The organism is Methanospirillum hungatei JF-1 (genome assembly GCF_000013445.1).
GTDB lineage: Archaea > Halobacteriota > Methanomicrobia > Methanomicrobiales > Methanospirillaceae > Methanospirillum > Methanospirillum hungatei.
The window spans coordinates 1,326,072-1,348,194 of the sequence record NC_007796.1 but is presented as its reverse complement, the minus strand read 5'-3'; the positions used below and the strand labels follow the sequence as shown (position 1 = coordinate 1,348,194).

General features: G+C 44.7%; 19 protein-coding genes. 7 read left to right on the top strand and 12 right to left on the bottom strand.

All coding sequences use genetic code 11. From position 1 onward, the window contains the following. Positions 1 to 4 precede the first annotated feature (4 nt). The 9 genes from MHUN_RS06205 to MHUN_RS06165 form a co-directional block, all read right to left on the bottom strand. Positions 5 to 1,387 carry a V-type ATP synthase subunit B gene (locus tag MHUN_RS06205; RefSeq protein WP_011448209.1) on the bottom strand — a complete coding sequence of 461 codons (1,383 nt, stop codon included), beginning with the start codon at positions 1,385 to 1,387 and terminating at the stop codon, positions 5 to 7. After that, positions 1,388 to 3,136 carry an ATP synthase subunit A gene (locus MHUN_RS06200; protein ID WP_011448208.1) on the bottom strand — a complete coding sequence of 583 codons (1,749 nt, stop codon included), beginning with the start codon at positions 3,134 to 3,136 and terminating at the stop codon, positions 1,388 to 1,390. Then, on the bottom strand, positions 3,127 to 3,429 hold the full coding sequence (locus MHUN_RS06195; protein WP_011448207.1) for a V-type ATP synthase subunit F: 303 nt from the start codon (positions 3,427 to 3,429) through the stop codon (positions 3,127 to 3,129). The genes MHUN_RS06200 and MHUN_RS06195 overlap by 10 nt, the downstream gene beginning before the upstream one ends. Before the next feature lies 1 nt (position 3,430). Then, positions 3,431 to 4,486: a V-type ATP synthase subunit C gene (locus MHUN_RS06190; RefSeq protein ID WP_011448206.1), complete on the bottom strand. Its 1,056-nt coding sequence runs from the start codon at positions 4,484 to 4,486 to the stop codon at positions 3,431 to 3,433. An 18-nt stretch (positions 4,487 to 4,504) separates the two neighbouring features. Next, positions 4,505 to 5,080 (bottom strand): V-type ATP synthase subunit E family protein, encoded by a 576-nt coding sequence (locus tag MHUN_RS06185; protein ID WP_011448205.1) that lies wholly within the window; start codon positions 5,078 to 5,080, stop codon positions 4,505 to 4,507. 14 nt (positions 5,081 to 5,094) lie between these two features. After that, positions 5,095 to 5,352: a H+-transporting two-sector ATPase C subunit gene (locus tag MHUN_RS06180; protein WP_011448204.1), complete on the bottom strand. Its 258-nt coding sequence runs from the start codon at positions 5,350 to 5,352 to the stop codon at positions 5,095 to 5,097. Between the two features lie 25 nt (positions 5,353 to 5,377). Continuing rightward, complete coding sequence (locus MHUN_RS06175; RefSeq protein WP_011448203.1) at positions 5,378 to 7,402, bottom strand: V-type ATP synthase subunit I; 2,025 nt, start codon at positions 7,400 to 7,402, stop codon at positions 5,378 to 5,380. Then, entirely contained in the window at positions 7,389 to 7,718 is a 330-nt protein-coding gene (ahaH, locus tag MHUN_RS06170; protein ID WP_011448202.1) for an ATP synthase archaeal subunit H, read from the bottom strand. Before ahaH ends, MHUN_RS06175 begins: the two co-directional genes overlap by 14 nt. Before the next feature lie 134 nt (positions 7,719 to 7,852). Next, positions 7,853 to 9,490 carry an IS1182-like element ISMhu1 family transposase gene (locus MHUN_RS06165; RefSeq protein ID WP_011447217.1) on the bottom strand — a complete coding sequence of 546 codons (1,638 nt, stop codon included), beginning with the start codon at positions 9,488 to 9,490 and terminating at the stop codon, positions 7,853 to 7,855. A gap of 173 nt (positions 9,491 to 9,663) precedes the next feature. On the opposite strand from MHUN_RS06165, the gene MHUN_RS06160 reads away from it, so the two are divergent. Beyond that, the gene (locus MHUN_RS06160) at positions 9,664 to 11,244 is read left to right on the top strand and encodes a methyl-accepting chemotaxis protein (protein ID WP_011448201.1); all 1,581 of its coding nucleotides are present in this window, start codon (positions 9,664 to 9,666) and stop codon (positions 11,242 to 11,244) included. Between the two features lie 161 nt (positions 11,245 to 11,405). Further along, the gene (locus MHUN_RS06155) at positions 11,406 to 13,454 is read left to right on the top strand and encodes a hypothetical protein (protein WP_011448200.1); all 2,049 of its coding nucleotides are present in this window, start codon (positions 11,406 to 11,408) and stop codon (positions 13,452 to 13,454) included. A 19-nt stretch (positions 13,455 to 13,473) separates the two neighbouring features. Here MHUN_RS06155 and MHUN_RS06150 read toward each other — a convergent pair whose 3' ends face one another. Both MHUN_RS06150 and MHUN_RS06145 read right to left on the bottom strand, forming a co-directional pair. After that, positions 13,474 to 15,399: a type II secretion system F family protein gene (locus MHUN_RS06150; RefSeq protein WP_011448199.1), complete on the bottom strand. Its 1,926-nt coding sequence runs from the start codon at positions 15,397 to 15,399 to the stop codon at positions 13,474 to 13,476. Then, a complete protein-coding gene (locus MHUN_RS06145) occupies positions 15,396 to 17,318 on the bottom strand; it encodes a type II/IV secretion system ATPase subunit (RefSeq protein WP_011448198.1) in 1,923 nt (640 codons plus the stop codon). Before MHUN_RS06145 ends, MHUN_RS06150 begins: the two co-directional genes overlap by 4 nt. A 235-nt stretch (positions 17,319 to 17,553) precedes the next feature. Here MHUN_RS06145 and MHUN_RS06140 point away from each other — a divergent pair, with 235 nt between their 5' ends. From MHUN_RS06140 to MHUN_RS06125, 4 genes are read left to right on the top strand one after another with little or no spacing between them, the layout of a single operon-like run. Further along, a complete protein-coding gene (locus tag MHUN_RS06140; RefSeq protein ID WP_143709383.1) occupies positions 17,554 to 18,390 on the top strand; it encodes an RAD55 family ATPase in 837 nt (278 codons plus the stop codon). Then, positions 18,387 to 19,100, top strand: coding sequence for a KaiC domain-containing protein (locus MHUN_RS06135; protein WP_011448196.1), 714 nt, complete (start codon positions 18,387 to 18,389; stop codon positions 19,098 to 19,100). The genes MHUN_RS06140 and MHUN_RS06135 overlap by 4 nt, the downstream gene beginning before the upstream one ends. A 2-nt stretch (positions 19,101 to 19,102) precedes the next feature. After that, positions 19,103 to 20,221 carry a TIGR04013 family B12-binding domain/radical SAM domain-containing protein gene (locus MHUN_RS06130; RefSeq protein WP_011448195.1) on the top strand — a complete coding sequence of 373 codons (1,119 nt, stop codon included), beginning with the start codon at positions 19,103 to 19,105 and terminating at the stop codon, positions 20,219 to 20,221. A 6-nt stretch (positions 20,222 to 20,227) separates the two neighbouring features. After that, positions 20,228 to 20,869, top strand: coding sequence for a metallophosphoesterase family protein (locus MHUN_RS06125; RefSeq protein WP_011448194.1), 642 nt, complete (start codon positions 20,228 to 20,230; stop codon positions 20,867 to 20,869). On the opposite strand, the gene cyaB is transcribed toward MHUN_RS06125, so the two are convergent. Further along, positions 20,859 to 21,386, bottom strand: coding sequence for a class IV adenylate cyclase (gene cyaB, locus MHUN_RS06120; RefSeq protein WP_011448193.1), 528 nt, complete (start codon positions 21,384 to 21,386; stop codon positions 20,859 to 20,861). The two genes, MHUN_RS06125 and cyaB, sit on opposite strands and share 11 nt — an antisense overlap. A 50-nt stretch (positions 21,387 to 21,436) precedes the next feature. Between cyaB and MHUN_RS06115 the strand changes: the two genes are divergently transcribed. After that, the gene (locus MHUN_RS06115) at positions 21,437 to 22,120 is read left to right on the top strand and encodes a peptidylprolyl isomerase (protein WP_011448192.1); all 684 of its coding nucleotides are present in this window, start codon (positions 21,437 to 21,439) and stop codon (positions 22,118 to 22,120) included. Positions 22,121 to 22,123: the final 3 nt, after the last annotated feature.

Genomic DNA, 22,123 nt, shown 5'->3' with positions numbered 1-22,123 from the left:
AGGCTCACTCTGCCTTCTTGCGGTATTTTGGATGATACTTCTGAATAAGTTCACGGTCAATACGCACAAGTTGTTCTTCAGGAATGTCTTTGAGCAGATCCCATCCAAGATCCAGTGATTCATCGATGGTCCGGTCCTCATCCTTGCCCTGACGGACAAAGCGGTTCTCGAACATCTCGGCAAACTCAAGGAATCCCCGGTCACGCTCTGAAAGTGCATCCTTACCGACGATTGCCACCAGTCCACGAAGATCGACACCTTCTGCATACCCTGCATACAGCTGGTCTGAGACTTTCTTATGGTCTTCACGAGTGAAACCCTTTCCGATACCAAGGTTCATCAGACGTGAAAGTGAAGGCAAAACGTTGATCGGTGGATAGATACCCTTCCGGTGAAGATCACGATTCACCACGATCTGGCCCTCGGTAATGTAACCGGACAGATCAGGAATTGGGTGGGTGATATCATCACCAGGCATGGTCAGGATGGACAGCTGGGTAACTGAACCTTTTTTGCCCTTGATGATACCTGCACGTTCGTACAGGGATGCAAGGTCAGTGTACATGTAACCCGGATATCCACGACGACCTGGCACTTCTTCACGAGCTGCACCGATCTGACGGAGAGCTTCACAGTAGTTGGTCATATCGGTCAGGATAACCAGCACATGGTAATCAAGCTCGAATGCCAGATATTCAGCGGTAGTCAGAGCAAGTCGTGGGGTAATGATACGCTCGACTGCCGGATCATCTGCAAGGTTTAAAAACACCACTGCATGCTCAAGTGCTCCGGTTCTCTCGAACTCGGCCATGAACTGGTTTTCTTCTTCCTTGGTGATACCCATTGCAGCAAACACGACTGCGAACTGTTCATCAGATCCTGGAACCTTTGCCTGACGGGCGATCTGCAGTGCAATCTCGTTGTGGGGGAGACCAGATCCAGAGAAGATTGGCAGTTTCTGTCCACGAACAAGAGTGTTTGTCAGATCGATGGTTGATATACCGGTCTGGATAAACTGGCGTGGTGAACCACGTGCCCATGGATTGATAGCCGCACCGGTGATCTCAAGACGCTTCTCCGGAACGATGTCAGGACCGCCGTCTTTTGGCTTTCCTGCACCGGAGAGGATACGTCCGAGCATATCCTTACCGACGGGCATCTTGATGGTCTCTCCGGTAAACCGGACACCGGTGTCCTTTCCAATACCGGTAGTGGTCTCAAACACCTGAACGACGACAATGTCATCAGAGGTATCAAGTACCTGACCACGCTTTTCTGATCCATCTGCAAGGACGAGATTAACGAGTTCCTGGTATCCCACAGGTTCAGTCTTCTCGACAAAGACCAGAGGACCTGCAACCTGTGTGATAGTTCTGTACTCCTTCATCTAAGCCGCCTCCCGGAGTTTGGTAAACTCTGATTCCATTGTCTTGACAATCCTTTCGATTTCAGGCTTGTATTCCTTGACATACTTGATCTGTGGGAGGTCGTTCTTTGCCTTCAGACCGGTGATTTGAGAGGTGATGACCCCGGCCTTCAGAGCTGCATATGCCTGGTCAGAATAGAATCTGATTGCCTTGAGTATGTCAAACTGCTTAGTCATGTCACAATAGGTATCGACCGGGTCGAATGCGTTCTGCTGCAGGAAGATCTCACGAAGCATACGGGCAACTTCGATGGTGACCTGTTCCTCATCAGGCAGTGCATCTGAACCTACGAGCTGCACAATCTCCTGCAGTTCGGCTTCTTTCTGGAGAACTTCCATAGCCCAGGTACGAAGCGGGTTCCACTCAGGCGAGACATTCTCATCATAATACTGGCTTAAGGTATCTAGATACAGTGAATAGGAGTTCAGCCAGTTAATAGCCGGGAAGTGACGCCGCTGTGAGAGTTTTGCATCCAGAGCCCAGAAACACTTGACGATACGCAGGGTGTTCTGGGTAACCGGCTCTGAAAAGTCTCCACCAGGTGGTGAAACCGCACCGATAACGGTAACTGACCCAAAGTCCTTGTTCAGGGTGTTTACACGACCTGCACGCTCGTAAAATTCAGACAGACGGGCTGCAAGGTATGCCGGATATCCTTCCTCACCAGGCATCTCTTCAAGACGGGATGAGATTTCTCGCATGGCTTCTGCCCAACGTGAAGTTGAGTCTGCCATAAGGGAAACGTCGTACCCCATGTCACGGAAGTATTCTGCAATGGTAATACCGGTGTACACAGATGCTTCACGAGCAGCCACCGGCATGTTTGAGGTGTTGGCGATAAGAACCGTACGTTCCATGAGCGGCCGGCCAGTCTTCGGATCTTCGAGTTCGGGGAATTCGGTCAGAACTTCAGTCATCTCGTTTCCACGTTCTCCACACCCGATATACACGACGATCTCGGCATCAGACCACTTTGCAAGAGCCTGCTGGGTAACCGTCTTTCCGGATCCGAATGGTCCTGGAATCGCTGCCGTTCCACCTTTTGCAACCGGGAACAGACCATCAAGAATACGCTGACCGGTGATGAGCGGAATGTCCGGATTGAGTTTTTCCGTAACCGGACGGGGCATACGCACCGGCCACTTGTGCATCATGGCGATCTCTGCCCCGTTGTCAAGGGTACAGATGATCTCATCGATGGTAAAGGAACCGCTTTTGATATCCTTGATCTTCCCTGCGTCGCAGTAGGGGGGAACCATTATCTTGTGAACGATATTGGTCTCCTGAACCTCTCCGATAATAGTGCCGGGAGTTACCATATCGCCTGCTTTCTTGATTGGCTTAAATTCCCACTTCTTATCATGGGAGAGACCGGGAGCAGTAACTCCACGCTCGATGAAATTTCCCATCTTCTCTACCAGTACTTCGAGCGGACGCTGAATACCGTCATAAATACTGGTCAGAAGTCCTGGTCCCAGCTCAACGGAGAGCGAGAGACCGGTGTTCTCTACCGGTTCACCCGGCTTGATGCCTGAGGTATCCTCATAGACCTGGATGATGATATCTTCACCCTTGATCTTGATGACCTCACCCATCAGCTGCTCATCCCCGACCTTCACCACATCATACATGTGTGCGTCGAGATTGACTGCAGTGACGACAGGTCCTGCAATTCTCTTTAAAACCCCTTTGGTTCGTTTTACTTCCACAGATCAACACCCACTGATCGTTTAATTCTCTCACGCATCGACAATCCGCCTTCCTCCTCACCAAGTGTGATAACCGTCGGGTGAACTGAGTTTTCGAGGGTAGTGCGGAGTCGTACTGGAATCTTTGCCATATCACTGCTGTTGAGGACAAGAATTCCGATCTTACCATCATCGAGAACCTTGTGAACATACTCAACAACCTTTTCATCAGATTCTGCCGCGTACGTTTTTGTTATTCCGGCAAGCCTGAACCCGAGGATGAATTCACTATTTCCGATTACCGCGATCTCCATATTATATCACCAGATATTTTGCGATGGTATCACCGGCAAGACGGGATTCTTTTCCACGGGCTATGGCTCTCAGGTTGAAGACCTCGTATTTCTTCTTTTCAAGATAGACGAGGATAGGATGAATTGAGAACGGATTAATCTTGGAGAGCTGTTCCATATGGTCAAGCTGTGTTTTGGTAAGTTCAGCATCGACCTCCTGCTCTGACTTTTCTGTTCTCAGATCTTCCAGGGCAACCTGAATAGCCTTTGCCTTTATCCGTGCGAGCAGGGCATCAATGACCTCGTTCCTGCTGGTCATCTGGTTCATCTGTTGCAGCTCTTCAGGGGTGAATGTGGCTCCGGGGATGAAAAATTCACGTGCATCTTCTTCATATCCGTCACCCCTCATCCGAAAGAGCGTCTTGATGTTCTTCACATCAATCTCCAGCTGAACAAATTTCAGGAACTGGTTACCTCCCTTCACTCCTCTCCGGGCAATCTGGAGAAGATCTGCATACAACCGCTTGTAGAGCTCATTTTCAAGTCTGGCAAATGAACCAACGGCACATCCTTCAGAAAGTTCTGCAGAAAGTGTCGGATACATTTTCCAGCTCTTCAGAGCGTCTGCAACCCGTTCGCAGTTTTCTTCTGCTAAAACCCGGTCAAGGATAGTCCGGTCAAGGCTTCCGGCAGGAATAAGTACTTCTTTAATCTTCCCTTCCTTCATGCCCTGTATCTTCCCACGCAGAATGGTCAGGATATTATAGATATCCCACCGGCGAAGGTATGCCATGGTGAATTCCTTGAGGGATCCGGGGGCAAGTTCAATAACCCGCTGATATTCTTTGGCAAGATTCCAGGAAAGAGCGACCTCAATCAGATCGATACCTTCAAAAGAAGTTCCGAGCTCATCGACCTCTTTCTGGTACTCTGTCTCTCCAATCAGACGAATAATCTCCGGAAGACTCATGTTGAGCATCCGCTGATATTCTTCAGGGGGGAGCAGTTTGGCCTTCCTGACCCGTAACCGTGTACTGACATAGATATACGGAGCCGGGCCGCCACTGTTCTGAACCATTTCTTATACCCCTCTGAGTCACGCGAAGAGAGAGTCTGATGCGTCCTTTAATCCTGATTCCCAAACCTGGTTCAGGAATGTACGATAACTGTAATCGACCTGCAGTTGTCCGTCATCGCTTTCAACGATGATGCCCCCGTCGGTATCGATGACAGAACCGAATGTGTATGCAGAGAATTCGGACTGTTTCAGGACATTCTTGAGGATCTTTTCATCACGTGCTGCGCAGCTGACCCTACCCTTTGGGATCTCTTCCTTTGCTTTCCGAAGCAGGGAAGTGATCGCCTCTTCATGGAAAGATTCAGGCATTGAGACGATTTTATCAAGCGCCTGCTTGTACACCTGATCCATTAAATCCTTCTGGGCGTTCAGAACCTGACGCTTTACGATTAAATGTGCTGCTGCCTCCTCCTGGGAGATGATATGGGAGAGGTTCTTCTCCACTTCATCCCTGACAGTGAGATGTATCTTCTCAACTTCCTGCTTGGCAGCATTCATTATTTCATCCTTGCGTGCGGAGCCTTCGTTAACAATGGTCTCCGCTTCATGTCGTCCTTTTTCCTTTATCTCTGCGATGACTGCGTCCAGTCCCATAGTCTTTTCCTCACTCACTGGAACATGAGAAGGAGTGCAACGACAAGACCGAAAATGACGATAGTCTCCGGTAGAACGGTGAAGAGGAGAGCAAGACCGAACATGTCTTTGTTCTCTGCAACAGCTCCCATTGCTGCTGCTCCGATACCCATCTCACCAAGTCCGGAACCAACGCCTGCAAGGCCTACTGCGAGACCTGCACCGACTGCCTTAAGTCCTGCTGCTGATGCTGCTGCTGCTGCCACTTCTACTGCTACTGATTCTGCTGCCATAATTTAAACTCCAATAATTTTGTTTTTAATCTGTCTGTTTAGTCAGTTTTCTAATCATCCCGAATGGGGTGTATTTCTTTCCTCCACCACGGTAAAATTTGGTGAAGAACTCTACATAGTGAAGACGAAGGGGATGTAATCCACCGCCAAGGATACCAAGTGCAGTATTTAGCGCATGACCAAAGAGGAAGACTACAATTCCTACAATGACCAGGATAATCCCAATCGGTGATAGGAGCTTCAGCTGGGGGCTGATGATCATATCAATTGCGATAAAGTTGGTAACCATTGCGATTGCAACGGAAGAAAGTCCAACGGCGATAAGACGTGTATATGAAAGCACGTGACTGATAATCGTCGGAACTTCCATGAGGTCAAGAACATTTTCCCGGGCAATAAAGACCAGTCCAAGAATAAGCATGACGGCACCTGCAATCATGGCAGGATTCAAACCGGCTACAAGGGCTGGTAACTGGGAAAAGTCAGGCATCATGGGTATTGGGAAATTCGACCAGATAAGGACAAGGATACCCCACATGACCAGAATCCATCCGATGTTCGCATAGATCTTTAAGGTCCGGTGATGTCCGTGATCCATTTTTGCGGCATTTCGTGCACCCCAGATTCTTCCAAGGGTGATATGAAGAATACCAATCCAGATCGAAATAACCAGCAGTTGCGGGATATGTGATACATGTTCTACAGAAGCTTCCATTCCATGTGCTGCAGCTTCAGTTGCTGCCCCGTGTGCAGCTCCGCCCATGTTAATATGACGTGAAAGCCAGATCGGCTGCCATGGAAGTGAAAAACCGAATATTTCTGAGAACGCTAACCCGAAGATGATACTGCTTATACTACAGTTACGGAGAACAGTGATCAGCTGGTTTCCTGCTTCACTGCCCTTTACAAATGACCTCAGACCCATGCTCATGATGAGCAGGATAACACCATACCCGACATCTCCAAGGATAAGCCCGAACATTATCGGGAATAAAATAGCCATTAACAGTGTCGGATCGACTTCGGTATATCTGGGCCGCGAGTACAGATCCATGAATAACTGGGTCGGATGTGCAAAGTCCGGGTTGTGGTATTCAACCGGCGGCATTTCATTATAATCTTCGACCTCAAGTTCAGAGACGTAGACTTTTCCTGCACATGCCTTGTCCAGGTTTTCAAAGACCTTGGTTACTTTACTTGTCGGGACCCAGCCGGTTACAGCAAATGCATGTTCGGAGGTAGCAAACCGAAGTGGAGCTTCTGCCTGTTCTACATCTCCTGAAAGGAATTCTTCTGATGACATCAGGAAAAATTCATGCTTGTCCCGGATGGTTCCCATCTGGCGTTCGATATCTGCAATTTCCTTTTTAAGCCCTTCAATCTTCAGCTCATATTCATGAATAACCTGAGAAGCTGAGCCGGTTTCTGTCGGGATCTGAATCTTTTGAATCTGGAAATCGAGCAGTTCTCTCTCTACCGTTGAAACGTCTGAGTTTTTCACAGCAAGTATGACAAAATACCCTGATTTCAGTTGTTTCTCCCATATTTCACAGGGGACAGACAGACTGACCGGGCTTTTTACATTACCGGCGATGAAACTGATGGTATCATAACCCTGCAGAAGTTCCAATGGCGCAGGGGCATCAATAAATGGTCGCAGTGCTTCAATCCGCTGTTCATACTCCTTGACCATCGACTCATATTTTGTCTTTTTGGCAAGAAGTTTCTCAACTTCTTCAGCAATTGCAGGTAGATCCTGCTCAATGCGTTGCTTTAATACGTTGATCGAAGAGCGTTCTGCGTCACTGACGGTATCTTTACTAATACCAAATGCACTGGCAATTGATCGTATCTTCACAAGTGCCGCGGATGTGACATCGGCCCCGGCAAGGGGCATTCCAATCCTGAACCCTTCCCATTCTCCATCTCCTTTCTCAACATAGTCGTCGATATGAAAGATGTTCATGCGATACAGTTCAGTTATGACTGGCTCGAGTTGCTGCTTGGATGCGACGATGAGCAGTCTGCTCATTGACTCAGGTTGAAACATTGAGCTGCTCCCGGAATCGTGATACGAGCAGGTCTACTGCTTTTGGCAGATTTTGCCGCCCCTTGTTTTCCAGAGCCATTGCTTCAGCCTTTCCATCACTGACAATCCGCTGATAACGGTTATCAGCCTCTTTCCGTGCATCTGCAATCCGCTGTTTTTTGAACTCTTCGGCGTCGGCATGAGCCTTCTGAATCATGTTGTCTGCTTCAAGTTCGGCACTGGTAATAATTGTTTTGCGCTTTTCCTGTGCCTCTGAAATCATCTTTTTGTAGTCTTCTTCTGCAAGTCTGATATCCTTCAAGACCTCAATTTTCATCCAACCCTCCTCTCATTGATGGTACATTACTAAAGTGGACAGTCATCAGTATATTTGTTATTGTTTTACTCCCGAAAGAGAATCACGAAGTATTTGTGTTTTATAACATGAGAAACAGAGAGGGTGTTGCATGACTAAAATTTGGAAAATTTTTGGTAAGTACTTTTTCTTATCAACATCTTTAGAAAATTGTCTCCGATCATTCTGCCCAAAGATGATAATGCATCGGACAATATTGAATAAGGTATTCTAATACCCACTCCCTTATTACAGATAATATGCCGCTTCTTTTGCAGGATCAGTTCTCTGAATTTCTTCAACTCCCCTCTTGAACAGACCTTCCGAAGATTCTGTGTTAAACAAATCAAACTCCATTCATCCTGACAATGTGATATTCCCCTTCTCTGCAATTTTCTTAAATTGCGATTTTCTTTAATCCATCCAAATGCGGGTTCAACAATCGTTTTTCGTTGTGAATATGTCTTTTTGGCACCATACGGAGTCATTGTCACTTCCATAATCCCTTTAGCAATAGAAGCGGGTGTTGGAATATTATCATCTTGAATGAGATTTCTCGTACACCAATCACCAATAGATGCTAACGTTGGAATACTGCAAATGCCATCAAAAAGTTGATCGGAAATTCGTTCAAGTTCAAGTAAACTTCTCTCGAGGCCTCTAATACTGAAAATATCTGGTTCATGGCATGTAGAACAGAGAAATCCAATATCCTGCTGTTTCATATACAGATAGTTTTCATAGCTCCAATAACCAGCATCAGTAAGTAAATTAAGATATTCAAGCGATAAGCCGGTTAATTGAGCAATTTCCTCTAATCTTTCATAACATGGTTGAAGTAATCTGTAATCAACGGGTGAATTACTTAAAAACGGAACCAGAATATAGCCATCCTGGTTTACAATTATCTGGCCATTATATCCTTGAATACAACCAGGCCCACTTTTCATTATTGAACTATCAGGATCTGTAGTGTTTGCAAGACTTTGCTCATCAGGGTTTTTTGCAGGCTTTTTAGGTTTTCTACCTCGTTTCCTTTTTCCAGACTCTCTCTCCTCTTCCTCCCTTTGGGCAATCTTCTCTTCCTTTTTTTGGGATTTCTCCTTATGTTCAGCCTCAAGTCGTTCTTTTGCTTGAATGAATCGTTTTATCCTTTTTGAGTGAGTCTTAAAATCATCGGGAACCTCGTTACCTGATTTATCCGGGCCATAAAGACGATCCTCGACATCATCTTTTTCTTGGACTTCCTTTAGATATTTTTGAATTTCTCCCTCAATCTTTTCATATGGCATGTTCGATCCAAGTGAAGCATTCGCCTTTAGTTTTGTTCCATCCAAGGCGAGAAGGACGTTATTGATTAATCCTGCTTCATTAAGGAGAGTCAATACTGGAATGAAAAGTTGTCCAATAAAAGAACTGTTTTTCTTGATAAATCGCGAGATTGTGGAATGGTCTGGGAGAGAATTGCGGGTTACTATTCTAAATCCTACATCGTATCTGCATTTATTCTCTATTTGACGGCTTGAACGAACTCCATTAAAATATGAGTAAATGATCAAACCAGTCATTATTTCTGGATGATAAAATGCCGCACCTTGGCCGTCTTCCCGGTATTCCTTATATAATGGGGATAGGTCGAGAATTGAGATTAAATCAATTAATATATGGCAGAAATCATCACTCGGAACCCAGTCTCTAATATCCTCAGGGAGAAGGTAAAGTTGTTCAAAATCCCGACCTATCGTATTATACATTGAGTATATGTTGGACGTACTAAGGTAAAGTACTTTTGATTGACCTTAGTTAAAAAATTATGGGGGGATCTGAGTTGTGCAACACCCTCCAGAGTATACGAAAATCCTGATCCACCATATATTAATACGATCCCATGATGAGATAATGGTAGGAATATGCGAGGGAACGAGGGATGGAATTATCAGCAGAGATCTCTTCATTAAAAGAAAAAGTTCGGAATGGAAGATTTGAGGTCAGAATTTCTCCATCTGCCCTGACCGACGGAACCGGGGATCTCGCACGTCTGATAAATGAAATACTGGATCTCTATGAACAGGAGATCAGAAAAGTAACCACCGAGAGCGGAGTTCAGTTGGTAGAGTATAAAGAATCACTTTCCTATGTATCAGAATCTCTAAAGAGCATTACCGAAGGAATGACCTCGCTCGCTGAAGGCGATCTTACAAAAACCTTCAGTGCTCCTCGTGACAGTAAGAATCCTGATCTGAATCAGTCGGTCAGGGAGCTTCTGGATGCCTACAATAAATCCAGGAAGTCGATACAAACCCTGCATACCAGTATCTCACAAATAAAAAGGGATATTGAGGAAGGAAAGCTGGGTACTCACATGGATCTATCCCATCATACCGGTGTTTATAAAGAAATTGCCACAGATATTCAGACATTGATTCATTCGGTAAAAAACCCGTTCGACGAGGCTATGCGAGTCTGCTCACGGTATGCTGCATATGATTTTTCTGCCAGATTTGAGGATACTGTTCAGGCCAGGGGCGATTGGAACGAGTTTAAAAAATCTCTTAATATCATCGGTGATCAGGTTCATGATGCTCTGATGGCTATTAACAAGCAGGTTATGGAGTTATCGGCAAATGTTGAGCAGGCGAATGCGAGTGTTCAGGATGTTGCTCATAGCTCCCAGCAGGTAGCCCGAAATTCAAATGCCGTTTCTGAAAATACTGAGCAGAGTGATGCAGGAGTCAGGCAGGTCCTCAGGGCAATGGAGGATCTCTCGGTAACCGTAGGGGATGTCTCACAAAAAGCCGAATCTGTATCACGTCTTGCACATGAGGGGACCGAAATGGCACGGGAAGGTTCAGAATTTGCGAAAAAGGCAGAACAAGGCATGGGTCTTATTATATCCAGTGCAGAAGAAGCAGATCAGCTCATTGGAGACATCCAGGGTGAGATGAAAAAGATAAATGAGATCGTCCGGTTAATTACCGACATTGCCAATCAGACCAACCTTCTTGCCCTGAATGCAGCGATAGAAGCTGCTCGTGCTGGGGAAATGGGAAGGGGTTTTGCAGTTGTTGCCGCCGAAGTGAAAGCCCTTGCCTTGGAGTCCCGCCAGTCTGCTGAAAAGATAACTGATATGATAAGTAACCTTCAAAAACAGTCCCAGAAAGCAGCTGGTGCCGTGAATGGGGCAACGGTTGCAGTTCGCGACGGAAATGTACTTCTATCCGATACCCTGGCAATTTTTGGGAAACTGGCCAATTCGGTTGAGGAGATATCAATGAATATTGAGCAGGTTGCAAGTATGAATGAAGAGCAGGCTGCAGCTGTTGAAGAGATCACCAGTAGTATGCATGAAGTATCTGCCATGCTGAAAGATACTGCAAAGGAGGCTGTTGATTCAGCAACAGCGACAAGTGAATCGTCTGCATCAGTCGAACAATTACGGGTAATCATTGATCAGGTTGCAGGTATTGCCGAACAGATATCTGCATCCATGGCACGATTTACTCTCTGATCCCTCGCGCATATATATTTTATATTTTTTGTGGATTTTTTCTTTTTTCTACTGTAAGTCCAAGAGTCATGAGTGTTTCACACAATAGATGAGATCATTTTATCACCTCTCTTATATACTAATTATAAACAGGAATTTTCCATGGGCTTGTGGGGGGCTGTATGGATTTAGCGGAGTCTATTCTGAATGAGCTGGTGACACTTCAAAAGAAAAATGAGGAATTATTAGGTATAATCAGCCGACTTGAGCATGAGTCTGACGTGATTATCAAGCAGTTTGAAGACAAAATTGCCGATTTGAATAAGAACCTGAAAAAGGCCCAGGATATATCATCAAAATCTGAAAAAAAATATGAGACTCTCTGCCGTGAAAAGAACCGGGAGCACGAGTCTTTTGAAAAAGAGAAAAAGGAACTTGAGGCAAACTATCTGACCCGAATATCTGAACTTGAAAAGTCTCTCTCCGAATATCTCTCATCAATTCAGGAAAAAGAAGCCCAAATACAAATACTCACCGATCTGGTGAAAGAACACGAGAATACAGCCTCTCAAAAGATAGAGGATTTTTCTGCACGCATTAAGCAATTGACTGATCAGCTGGAATCTCAAAAGGTTTTATTCGAAAAAGAAAAATCAGATCTTCGTTCGGAATATGAAGAAATCCTTGCCAAAACCAGAGACGAGGTTGTCAGAAAAGAACATGAGCTCAGGACCCTTGCCAGTGACCTGAAAAACCGGATTGCAGAGGAGAAAAGAGTACAGAAAGACCGGATCAGGGAACAGGGGGAGTATACGAAGAGGATATCAGAGCTACAGTCTTTTCTTGAATCGGCCCGTTCGGATTATACTCATCTTCAGTCGTTGTTCAACGAAGAAACTAAACAATTGACCAGAAAAGTTCAGGATCTTACCCAGGAAATAGAACAACTCATACAGGGAAAAACAGATCTTGAAGCTGATCTTTCACTCAAAATCAGAGATCTCGAGAGAGAAATTAAATCCCTGCATGAAAAATCAGCACGTGATGCAGAAACAATAGAACAACTGACAAGAGAAAATTCAGATCTCGTTCGTCTTTCAAATGAACTTCAGAATGACGGTGCTTTGAAAGATAAGAGAATAAGCGAGTTATCCAGTTCCTTTGATCTTAAGGCCGCTGAAATGGAACAGACTATTTATCAGCTTACTATGGAAATCGAAATGAAGGATCAGGAGCTGAAATCGGCAGAGAGCCGTATATCGGAACTGAATCTGGAGATACAAAGACTTGAAGACCAGCATCGTGCAGATGAAAAATCCTATGCGGAGTCCATTCAATCATTCAGTATTCAAATAAAAGACCTTCAGGATCAACTTGTGACAAGTGAAGTATCACATAAGGATGAAGCACATAAGCTTACCGCCCGTATAGAGGAGATCGCACATGATCTGGAAGAAACAATTCATCTGAAAGCCCAGAGAGAACAGGAGTTCAGGGATGAGATCACCTATCTTCACGAGGAACTGATACGAAGGAAGGAAGAGTGGAAGGCAAAACTTGAGTCTGGTGCACGGGAGATAGCGGAGAGGGATCGGCATATCTCTCTTATCAGTGGAAATAATGAGGCTCTTCGTGCAGAACTAGAACGTGTCAGGGCCCGCCTCCTTATGCTTGAAAAGACCATTCGGGAGGAGAAAGAAGAACCGGTTCACGCATTATACCGTCAGATTCAGAATCTTTCCGGTAAACTTGCTGCTAAGGAGTCTGAAAACTCAGTATTGGCTTCCAGGATCATCCGCCTTGATACTGAAAATACCCGTCTGTCACAACTCCTTACAGATATCGGATGTCCTCATGAGACAGAAGCTGCTGAAGAAAAGGGAATAAAACCCGGATCTTTAGATAAAACTCCTGCTCCTAACCGGTCAGATATATCCGGGTTTCTCATGAATCTTGATGATCCCCTGCATGCCATGGATGCAGCAGCTTCTATTCTCCGATTCGGTCCACAGGTAACCGATATGCTCATACCACTCCTCTACCAGGGCCCGCAGAGCAGACGGGCATGGGTAGCAGTATTATTGTATGAACTCAATGATCCCCGGGCTACAAAGCCCTTATCAGACCTCCTTGAAAGTTCTGAAACAGGTTTACGGGAACTTATCTGGGATACAAGGCTTCGATTCAGGGAATGGCGTCGTTCAGGAGTTTCATCAACAACGGCTCAATAAAAACCAGATGTCCGGTTTTTTAGAACATGAAATTAAAGGCTGCAAGTGCTCCGATGATAAGGATGCAACTATGTTTCACGCCTGCCTTTATTGAGGATTCTCCCATCAGTCCTGCCATCAGCCCTGAGCACAGTCCCTGGATCAAACATATGTGATAGAGCAGACGATCCATGGTAATAAGTGATGTTGATCCAAGGTTTGATAGCGGCCCTGCCATGGCAAGCCCCTCCTTACTCTGTTCTGCAAGGACGGTGAGAAACTGGGTAGTAATTACTCCGATAACAAAGATGAAAACAAAGAATGACAGATACACAATTGCGGTATAGATAAACATCTCCGAGAAACGATCACGCCTCAGATTTTCTGACATACGTGCATCATTTGCTGCAATACGAAGGAGTGAGGATATTGAGCTGCTCATGGTTGCTGCCCGGGTAATAAGGGTGACGGTACGTGCAATCAATGCCGTTCTCACCCGGTGTTCAAACCGGATTAGTGCATCTGAAAAATTTGCCCCCCACTCAATATCACGGTGTATCCGGCTGATCTCATACCCGAGAACTCCCATATTTGCCCGTGCAATAACCGCAATTGACTGGGTAAGGGTAATCCCGACTTCATTAATCCCTGCCATCCTGTCAAGAAAATCCGGAATCATCGACTCAAGAGATCGGATCTTCTGGTTCCATCTGGTATAAAAAATTGCAAACGGAATGAGAGTTATCAAAAGGGCAATCATCAGTTGATCATCAATATAATTGATGTTGTCCTCAAGTGTCCCGACCGGAATGGTTAGAAAGATATAGATAACATAGGCCAGAGCTATGGGGATACTAAAATAAAATGATAGTTCCGGATGCTGAACAAATCCCTGGACCGGGTTTGCCAACCATCTTTTTAAAGGTTTTATCTTTTCAAACCGTGCCAGGGCGGCAAAGAGATGTTCTTCATTTCCTCCCTCGGAAATCCTGACATCAGAGTACTGATTCAGCCATTTCGCACTCACATATCTGACAACATTCTCATCTTTTATTGATATGGTATCAATCATCAGTATAAAAATGGCAGCTCCGATGGGAAGTACGGCATACCCGATAAGTGATAATTCAAGGATAGCTGATGATCCCATCATCCCCATGACTACAAGAATTACGATGAGAAAGAGTGGTCCGGCAATGAATATGGTAACATATATCTCGGCCACGAGCCCCAGGAACTGGAGAAACTGTTTCTGTTCAAACTTCGCTTCTTCCTGAAGAATAAAAACCCGGTCCTGAAGGAACTGAGCAAGATTTCCTCCACTCTCAACCGTAGAGATAAGATCCTGCAAAAAATCCCTGAGTTTTCTGCTCGGGGTGGTTTCACTTACATGCTTTAAGGCATTAATGATATCATAACCGAAGAAATCAGCATCTCTGACTGCCTGTCTGAACTCCAAAGATACTTCCCCATATATGGCAGACATCTCTGAGAGGGAGCGCAATATGGTAATTATTTCTGCGCCTCCCTTTCTCATCGCATACATGTACGAGACGGCATTGGGAAGGCCAATAGTAATTTTTGTCTCCCGTGATTTCTTTGTCAGGGAAGGTAACACGGTGTATGCCCAATAGCCGATAAAACTACCGATGAGGAACAGGATGACTCCAAGCAAAATCTGAACGATAATAATGATTGGGAGGTCTCCGGTATCAGGATCATATGAAATGTTCAGGACATTATATAATTCAGGCTTTAATCCAAGATCCAGAGAAAATAATGCGAAGCCTGTAATAAAACCCAGAAGTCCTAAAAAAATACCTGTTCCTATTCCTACGAGTACAGCCCTGTTTAAGAACTGTTCAAGGGTAAGTCCGGACCTGATACCAATTAAATCGATATGCAAATCATGATATTTCTCCGGATTTTTGTATACCAGCCGGTTTACAACCCATGCAGGAATCATGCTACCAGCGATGCAAGATCATCGAGATGTTCTATAACATTTTGTTTATCAATGTAGTACGCCTGGATAACCTTCGTAAAACTGACATAGTCCCTGATATTTTGATCTTTTACCGATTGCAGGACCATTTTTCTTCGGTTCATCTCTTCAATAAGTTTATCAGGCCCCCATCCATGAAATGCTGCAATATCACCCAGAACCTGTGATCTGCCGGTATAGGTAAAATCATCGGCGACTGGATCGTACTCAAATACGGTATTGACCATGATATTTCCGGTGGCGGGATCAATGCCGGCAATCTCCACGATCTCATCACACCGGCGAACCCGGTCAGGACCGATCTGGATCTGTTTCTGAATACTCATGATATTAAGTGCCTGAAGCATGTTTCGTGGAACATTCAGAGGTTCGTTTTCCAGACGATGTATTGCTGCATCAACACTTCCTGCATGCATAGTAGAAAAAGTGGTATGTCCGGTGTTCATCGCCTGGAATAACGTCTGGGCTTCATGACCTCTGACTTCACCGACCAGGATATACTCAGGCCGCTGACGCATTGCAGCCTTCAGGAGCATGAACATGTCAACATGGGCTCCACCACCTTCGGCAACAATCTCCCTTGTCACACTGGCGATCCAGTTATCATGAAACAGAGTTACTTCTCTGGTATCTTCAATAGAGATGACCTTGGCAAGCGGGGGTATAAAAAGAGAAACGGCATTAAGTGATGTCGTTTTCCCAGATGCGGTTCCGCCTATAAATACCAGACTCATGTTGTTCTCAATTGAAAGCCAGAAGTACACCAGCATATCAATATTGAACGTATGAAGATCCATGAGGTCAACCGGGGTGAAGGGTGTTTCACGGAATTTCCGTATCGTAAATGATGTCCCACGGGATGTTACTTCTGTCCCGAAGGTAAGCTGAAGACGTGAACCGTCCGGCATCGTCGCATCGATGATCGGATTCGCGGATGAGATATGTTTTCCTGATCGCTGGGCAAGGGTAATAGCGAGAGATATTAATGAATTGGTATCAAATGAGATGTTGGTTTTAATATTCTGCTCTTTTCTGTGGAACAGAAAGATCGGTATATTATCCCCGTCACAAGAGATATCTTCAATCAGGGGATCGATCATAAGGGCATTAATACGGCCCCAACCCAGGTAGTTACGAAGAAGATAATATTCAATTTTAAATAGTGAATTCTGTTCTATTTTCAACCCGTAATATTCGATCAGATCGACAACTTTTGAGATAAGAAGTTTCTTTCGTTCAATTCCCAGTTCCTCATCGGTGAGAATGAGTACATCTCTGAGATCCTCATGGATTCGTTCAAGAAGTTCATATTCAAAGGGGGTAAGTTCGGGTTCAAATAAAAGATACTCTCTCAGCTTGGATCGAACATTATGTGCAATAACCACCTTAGCGAGGCCAGGCTCCACCCAGTATTCCTGCCTTGCTTCATAGGGATACTGTAATTTTATATCAAGAAGGCTGCCGTGTTTATCAAAATCATACTCCTCGAATCCTTTTTTATGAGTCAGACTTAATTTTTTCAGGAGTTTTCTATCAAAATTCTTATCCGGACTCTCCTTTACGGTAGTAAATGTCCCTTCCAGATCTTTTTCAACAGCAACGATCTCTTCTTCCCGTTTTAATAATGGTAATTTTATCCGGGTTATTCCAGAAGGCTGCTCGATCTCTTTTTGAGGTTGCTCTTTTATCAGGTCGATATGGGGGACTTTTTTTATTCCAAGTCCTTTTATTTCTGGTTTCTTAATGATTTTTTTTGGCTTCTCTGTATGGGTGGGGGGAGTGCTGCTTTTGCCGATACTAATATTCGGTACTTTTATTTTTATAGAGCGACGGTTATTTTCCCGCTGTCCCTTTTTATTTTGTGTATCTGATTCCCCCATCTGTTACCCACCAGAAATTATTACTCTCCGTTATGGTTCCCCCCGGCACCAGTTAAAATATCATATGACATCAAAGCATAAAAATAATACAACCGATAGGAATGAGACAAGGTTTTGATCCATCAATTCCAAGAGAAAGGTATATTCTCTTGTCTCCCTGGTGTGACCTTATCATTCAATCCAAAGACTTAATTTGTTATTGCGGATGAAATACAGGTACCCGGATCTTCGTATAATGACAGGGATAAAATTCGAACAACATATGCCAACCGGATTATCAACCCTTGATCCGGTTTTTGATGGAGGTATTCCTCCTGGCTCTGTGGTACTTTTAAAAGGGGATATCGGTTCAGGAAAGATAGAGTTTGCATATAGTTCAATGATACACCTCTCTCACCTGATGAACCGTGAATCAACGGATGAGAAAGTGCTAATTCCCAAAGATATTTGTTATATCACCGTAACAAAGAGAAAAGAATCAATATTGCGTGAAATTTCACAATCATTTCATGAAGATTTCTTATCTCACATTGATAGGATTCACTTTGAAGATTTATCCGATATCTATTTTGACACCAGTCTTGTTCCTATCACTTGGTATTCCGAGTATGATGATATTATTGAACGAATGACAGCGCGCCGGAAGATCCATGACAACCTTCTGACCACCCTTTCCTTTACTCTTGACGATGTTCCCAATCAGAGTCTGGTAATAATTGATTCATTAACGGAGATTGCAACCCAGTATATTGCAGCAGGAAAATGGCCTGACCTCTCCGCATACCTCAGAGGAATGCAGCGTGTTGCCAAAAAATGGAATACCTCCTTTTATCTGATTCTGACGAAAGGCATACTCAGTCCGTACCAGGAGATTGAGGTTGCTGATGCCATGGATGCAGTAATTCATTTCAAATGGGAAGAATCATCGAGCGCAAAGCGTCAGCGTGTTTTATATATAGAGAAATTCAGGGGGGTGATGATCCATCTTGAGGATCGTGATCTTGTGAAATTTGCCGTAAAGATCACTCCTGAACGCGGATTCGAAGTCAGTAACATCAGGGTGGTTATATGAGAATTCCGTTAATGAGTATTCCACGGTTCGGGTTTGGAATTAAGGGACTTGATGAGATGCTCTCCGGCGGTCTCATTGAAGGGACTGTTTCCTCAATTATTGGAGCATATGGTACTGGAAAAACCAATTTTGCACAGTATTATATTTGGCAGGGTCTGATACAGGGTCAGAGTGCATTATATATCACCCTTGAAGAAAGAACCTCCAGAATTCTTGGATATATGGAAAATAAGGGATGGGATGTCTCTCAATATTTGGATTCCACATTTACCATCGTAAATCTTGATCCATCGGATTTCAATCTTGCGATAAATAGCGTGAAAAACGAACTACCAACATTGATTAAAAAGACAGGTGCACACCGGGTGGTTATCGATCCGGTCTCCCTCTTTGAGGATCTCTTTCATGATGATGCAACACGAAGACGGGAAATGATGCGGTTTTTAGAGAGTCTTCGTGATCTGAACTGCACATCACTGCTTATCAGTGAGGCAGACAAAACCAACACATTTGCCAGTAAATATAATCTTATTGAATATCTGAGTGACACGGTCATTCTTTTAAAATATGCTCGAGGTGAAGATGTAAATGACGTGCATCTAGCGATTGAAGTTGTCAAGATGCGTATGTCACAGCATTCACGAGAGGTTAAACCATTTGAAATCCACCAGGATTCTGTGACGGTGTATACTGAAGCTACTGTGTTTTGATCATGCGTGTCTGCTGGAGAACGATTCCAAGTCAGCGGAACAGCATGGCGTGTTTGTATGCTGCCTGTGAGCGGGCAGGATACACGCTTGATTTTTCGTGCGGTCCTGAAAAGGATGTAACGCTGTATAGTTTGAACTCCATCACCGGTCCCTCTCTTATACCTGAAATAAACGCTGCCGATACTATTACTGTAATCGGCGGTCCCCATGCATGTGCACGTTGGGATGAACTAGTTCACATCGCCGATTATGTGGTAGTAGGAGAGGGCGAGTATACCGTACCACGATTATTACAAAGCATTGAGTCCGGAACCCCGGTACCACCCGGAGTTGCGACTGCTTCATCTTTCCAGCCTGTTGATCACACGGTTTTCCTCGATGGAAACCCAAGTTTTAGTGAATATAAAGGATATATTGAAATTTCCCGTGGCTGTCCGTATGGCTGCACCTATTGCCAGACTCCCCGGATTTTTGGAAATACCATACGCCACCGGAGTATTGGGTCTATCGTTCGGCTTGCGCACTCATTCCATGATATCAGGTTTTTAAGTCCGAATGCGCTTGCATATGGTACTGATGGTCTTCATCCTGATCCCCGGCATATCAGATCCTTACTACATGAGCTTGCAAAGATACCTGACAAAGATATCTTCCTTGGAACATTTCCCGGTGAGATAAGGCCTGAGTTTGTTTCGGAAGAGGCAGTGGATCTGATTGCCAGGTATTGTTCAAATACCCGGATTCATATTGGTGCCCAGTCGGGTGCAGAGAGTACTCTCAAAAGGATTCGCAGGGGACATACCCTGTCTGATGTCTGGAGGGCTATCGATCACACTACTGATGCAGGTTTTACTCCGGTTGTCGATATTATTGTGGGTTTTCCTGATGAAACTGACGAAGAACTGCTTGCCACCGTTTCATTCTGCCGGGAGGTCTCAAAGATCGGGTATGTTCATGCCCATCGCTTTTTTTCCCTTCCGGGAACGCCTCTTGAAGGCCGTGTATCCCGTGATCTGATCCCGGAGGTTGTATCCGCTCTTGGATCACTGGCATTATCTGGGAGATTGACTGGATCATGGAACAATCCTGAGATAAGATTTTTTAGCAAAATTTCCAAGTAATAACGTATGTTGAAAGCGCTCCTGCTTGCAGATCTGCACGGAGAATACGGGATGCTTGAATCCTTCATGGAACTGGCGCCCGATGTTGTCTTCATCGCAGGGGATATCACCAATATGGGAACTGCAAAGGATGTTGAGACCTGTTTTTCCCGGATCGATGTCCCGAGTTTTTCGGTTCCCGGAAATTGTGATCCTAAAGAGGTTATTGATGCTCTTGAACAGAGTAACAGTGTCAACCTCCATGGTTCATGTATGAACCTGGGCCGGATATCTCTGGTTGGGATTGGTGGATCCAACCCCACGCCATTTGGAACTCCGTTTGAAATGACCGATAAGCAGATCGATGATCTGATGAAGGTATCAATGGAGCGGATGCAGAAGAGTATTCATAATGTCCTGCTGAGCCATGCTCCCCCACAGGGATTCCTGGATGAGATCGGTGGAAACCATGTTGGAAGTGCGACTGTTCTGAAATACATGGATCGGTTTGATCTTATCTGCTGTGCCCATGTCCACGAGCAGCGTGGGATTGTTGAAGAAGGTGGCATTAAAGTGGTCAATCCTGGTCCGGCTGCCATGGGCAACTGTGCCATGATACACTTTGGTGAAGAAGCAAAAGACATTGAAGTGAAATTACTTACTGTGTAGAAAGAAGGAGTTCAAGGTAGGAGATGCTGATACGTTCTCCAACCACTCCTAAAGTTTCTGCCAGTTCATCTACTCTTTTTGCAGCTTTCTCTGCATTATTTTCAGTTATCAGTTCAATTTCCACAAATTCGCCCAGGTGATCCACGTTGTCCAGGGCTATTGAAAAATCCTGATAGGTATAATATTCACGCAATTTACGTACATGAGCTACTGGTTTGAATCCGAGATTTTTAAGTATTGTATCAAAAGCTCCTGCATTATCGAGCTGGACATTACATTCTTCTCTTATCTTCGATCCCATCAACGTGTTTTTCGGACCTTTATATGTCAGGATGGTTTTACCGCCGGCACTTCGTACCCGAAGGGCCTCATCGGTCTGTGCAAAATCACGGTGGGGGGCATTGTAATAGAGGTCTTCTTCAACTACGGTTTCTGAATGTTTTCCCCCGATAGTAAGAATACGTTTTTTTATCTCGTCAATATGAGGGACTTTGACTTTTATTTCAATCTCAAGCATATACACTATCCTTTATCTATCTTGTTTGCCACTTACTTAAGGAATCAGGAATGTCAATACAAGAAGGCGACTTTATCCGGTTGAACTTTACCGGATATGCAAATGGTATTCTCTTTGACACAACCGAGGAACAGAAAGCCCGTGAGGCCGGAGTCTTTGAAGAAGGGCGGGACTATACTCCAAAGGTTGTGTGTGCAGGAAAACGTCAGATCATTCTGGGATTAGATGAAGCTATCATCGGAAAAGAGGTTGGTTTTGAAGAGACACTTGAGGTTCCTCCGGAAAAGGGGTTTGGTGAGCATGAACAGGAGCTCCTCCGTTCATATGAAAAGAAGGTTTTTAAAACCAAACCTGAACGGGGAATGCGGGTAACTATCCCTGATACTGGAACCGGTACGGTTGTAAATGTCATTGGAAATCGGGTTATCGTTGATTTTAACCATCCACTTGCCGGGCAAACCCTGACGTACACATATCGAATCGAAGGGATTGTTGAAAGCGCGACGGAAAAGATCGCCGGACTTATCAAGCTCTTTTCAGGATATGACATGGAAGTCAGTCTTGAGGATAAAACTGCACTCATCAAGCTGCCCCCTGGTATTTACTATGCGAGCAGGACCTGGCTGAATATGAAACCCTATATAACGAACTCAATCTTTGATGAGATCGAGGGTATTGAAGAGATCAGGTATATCGAGAGATATAAAAACTCAAAAAATGAGTCTGAAGACTGATTT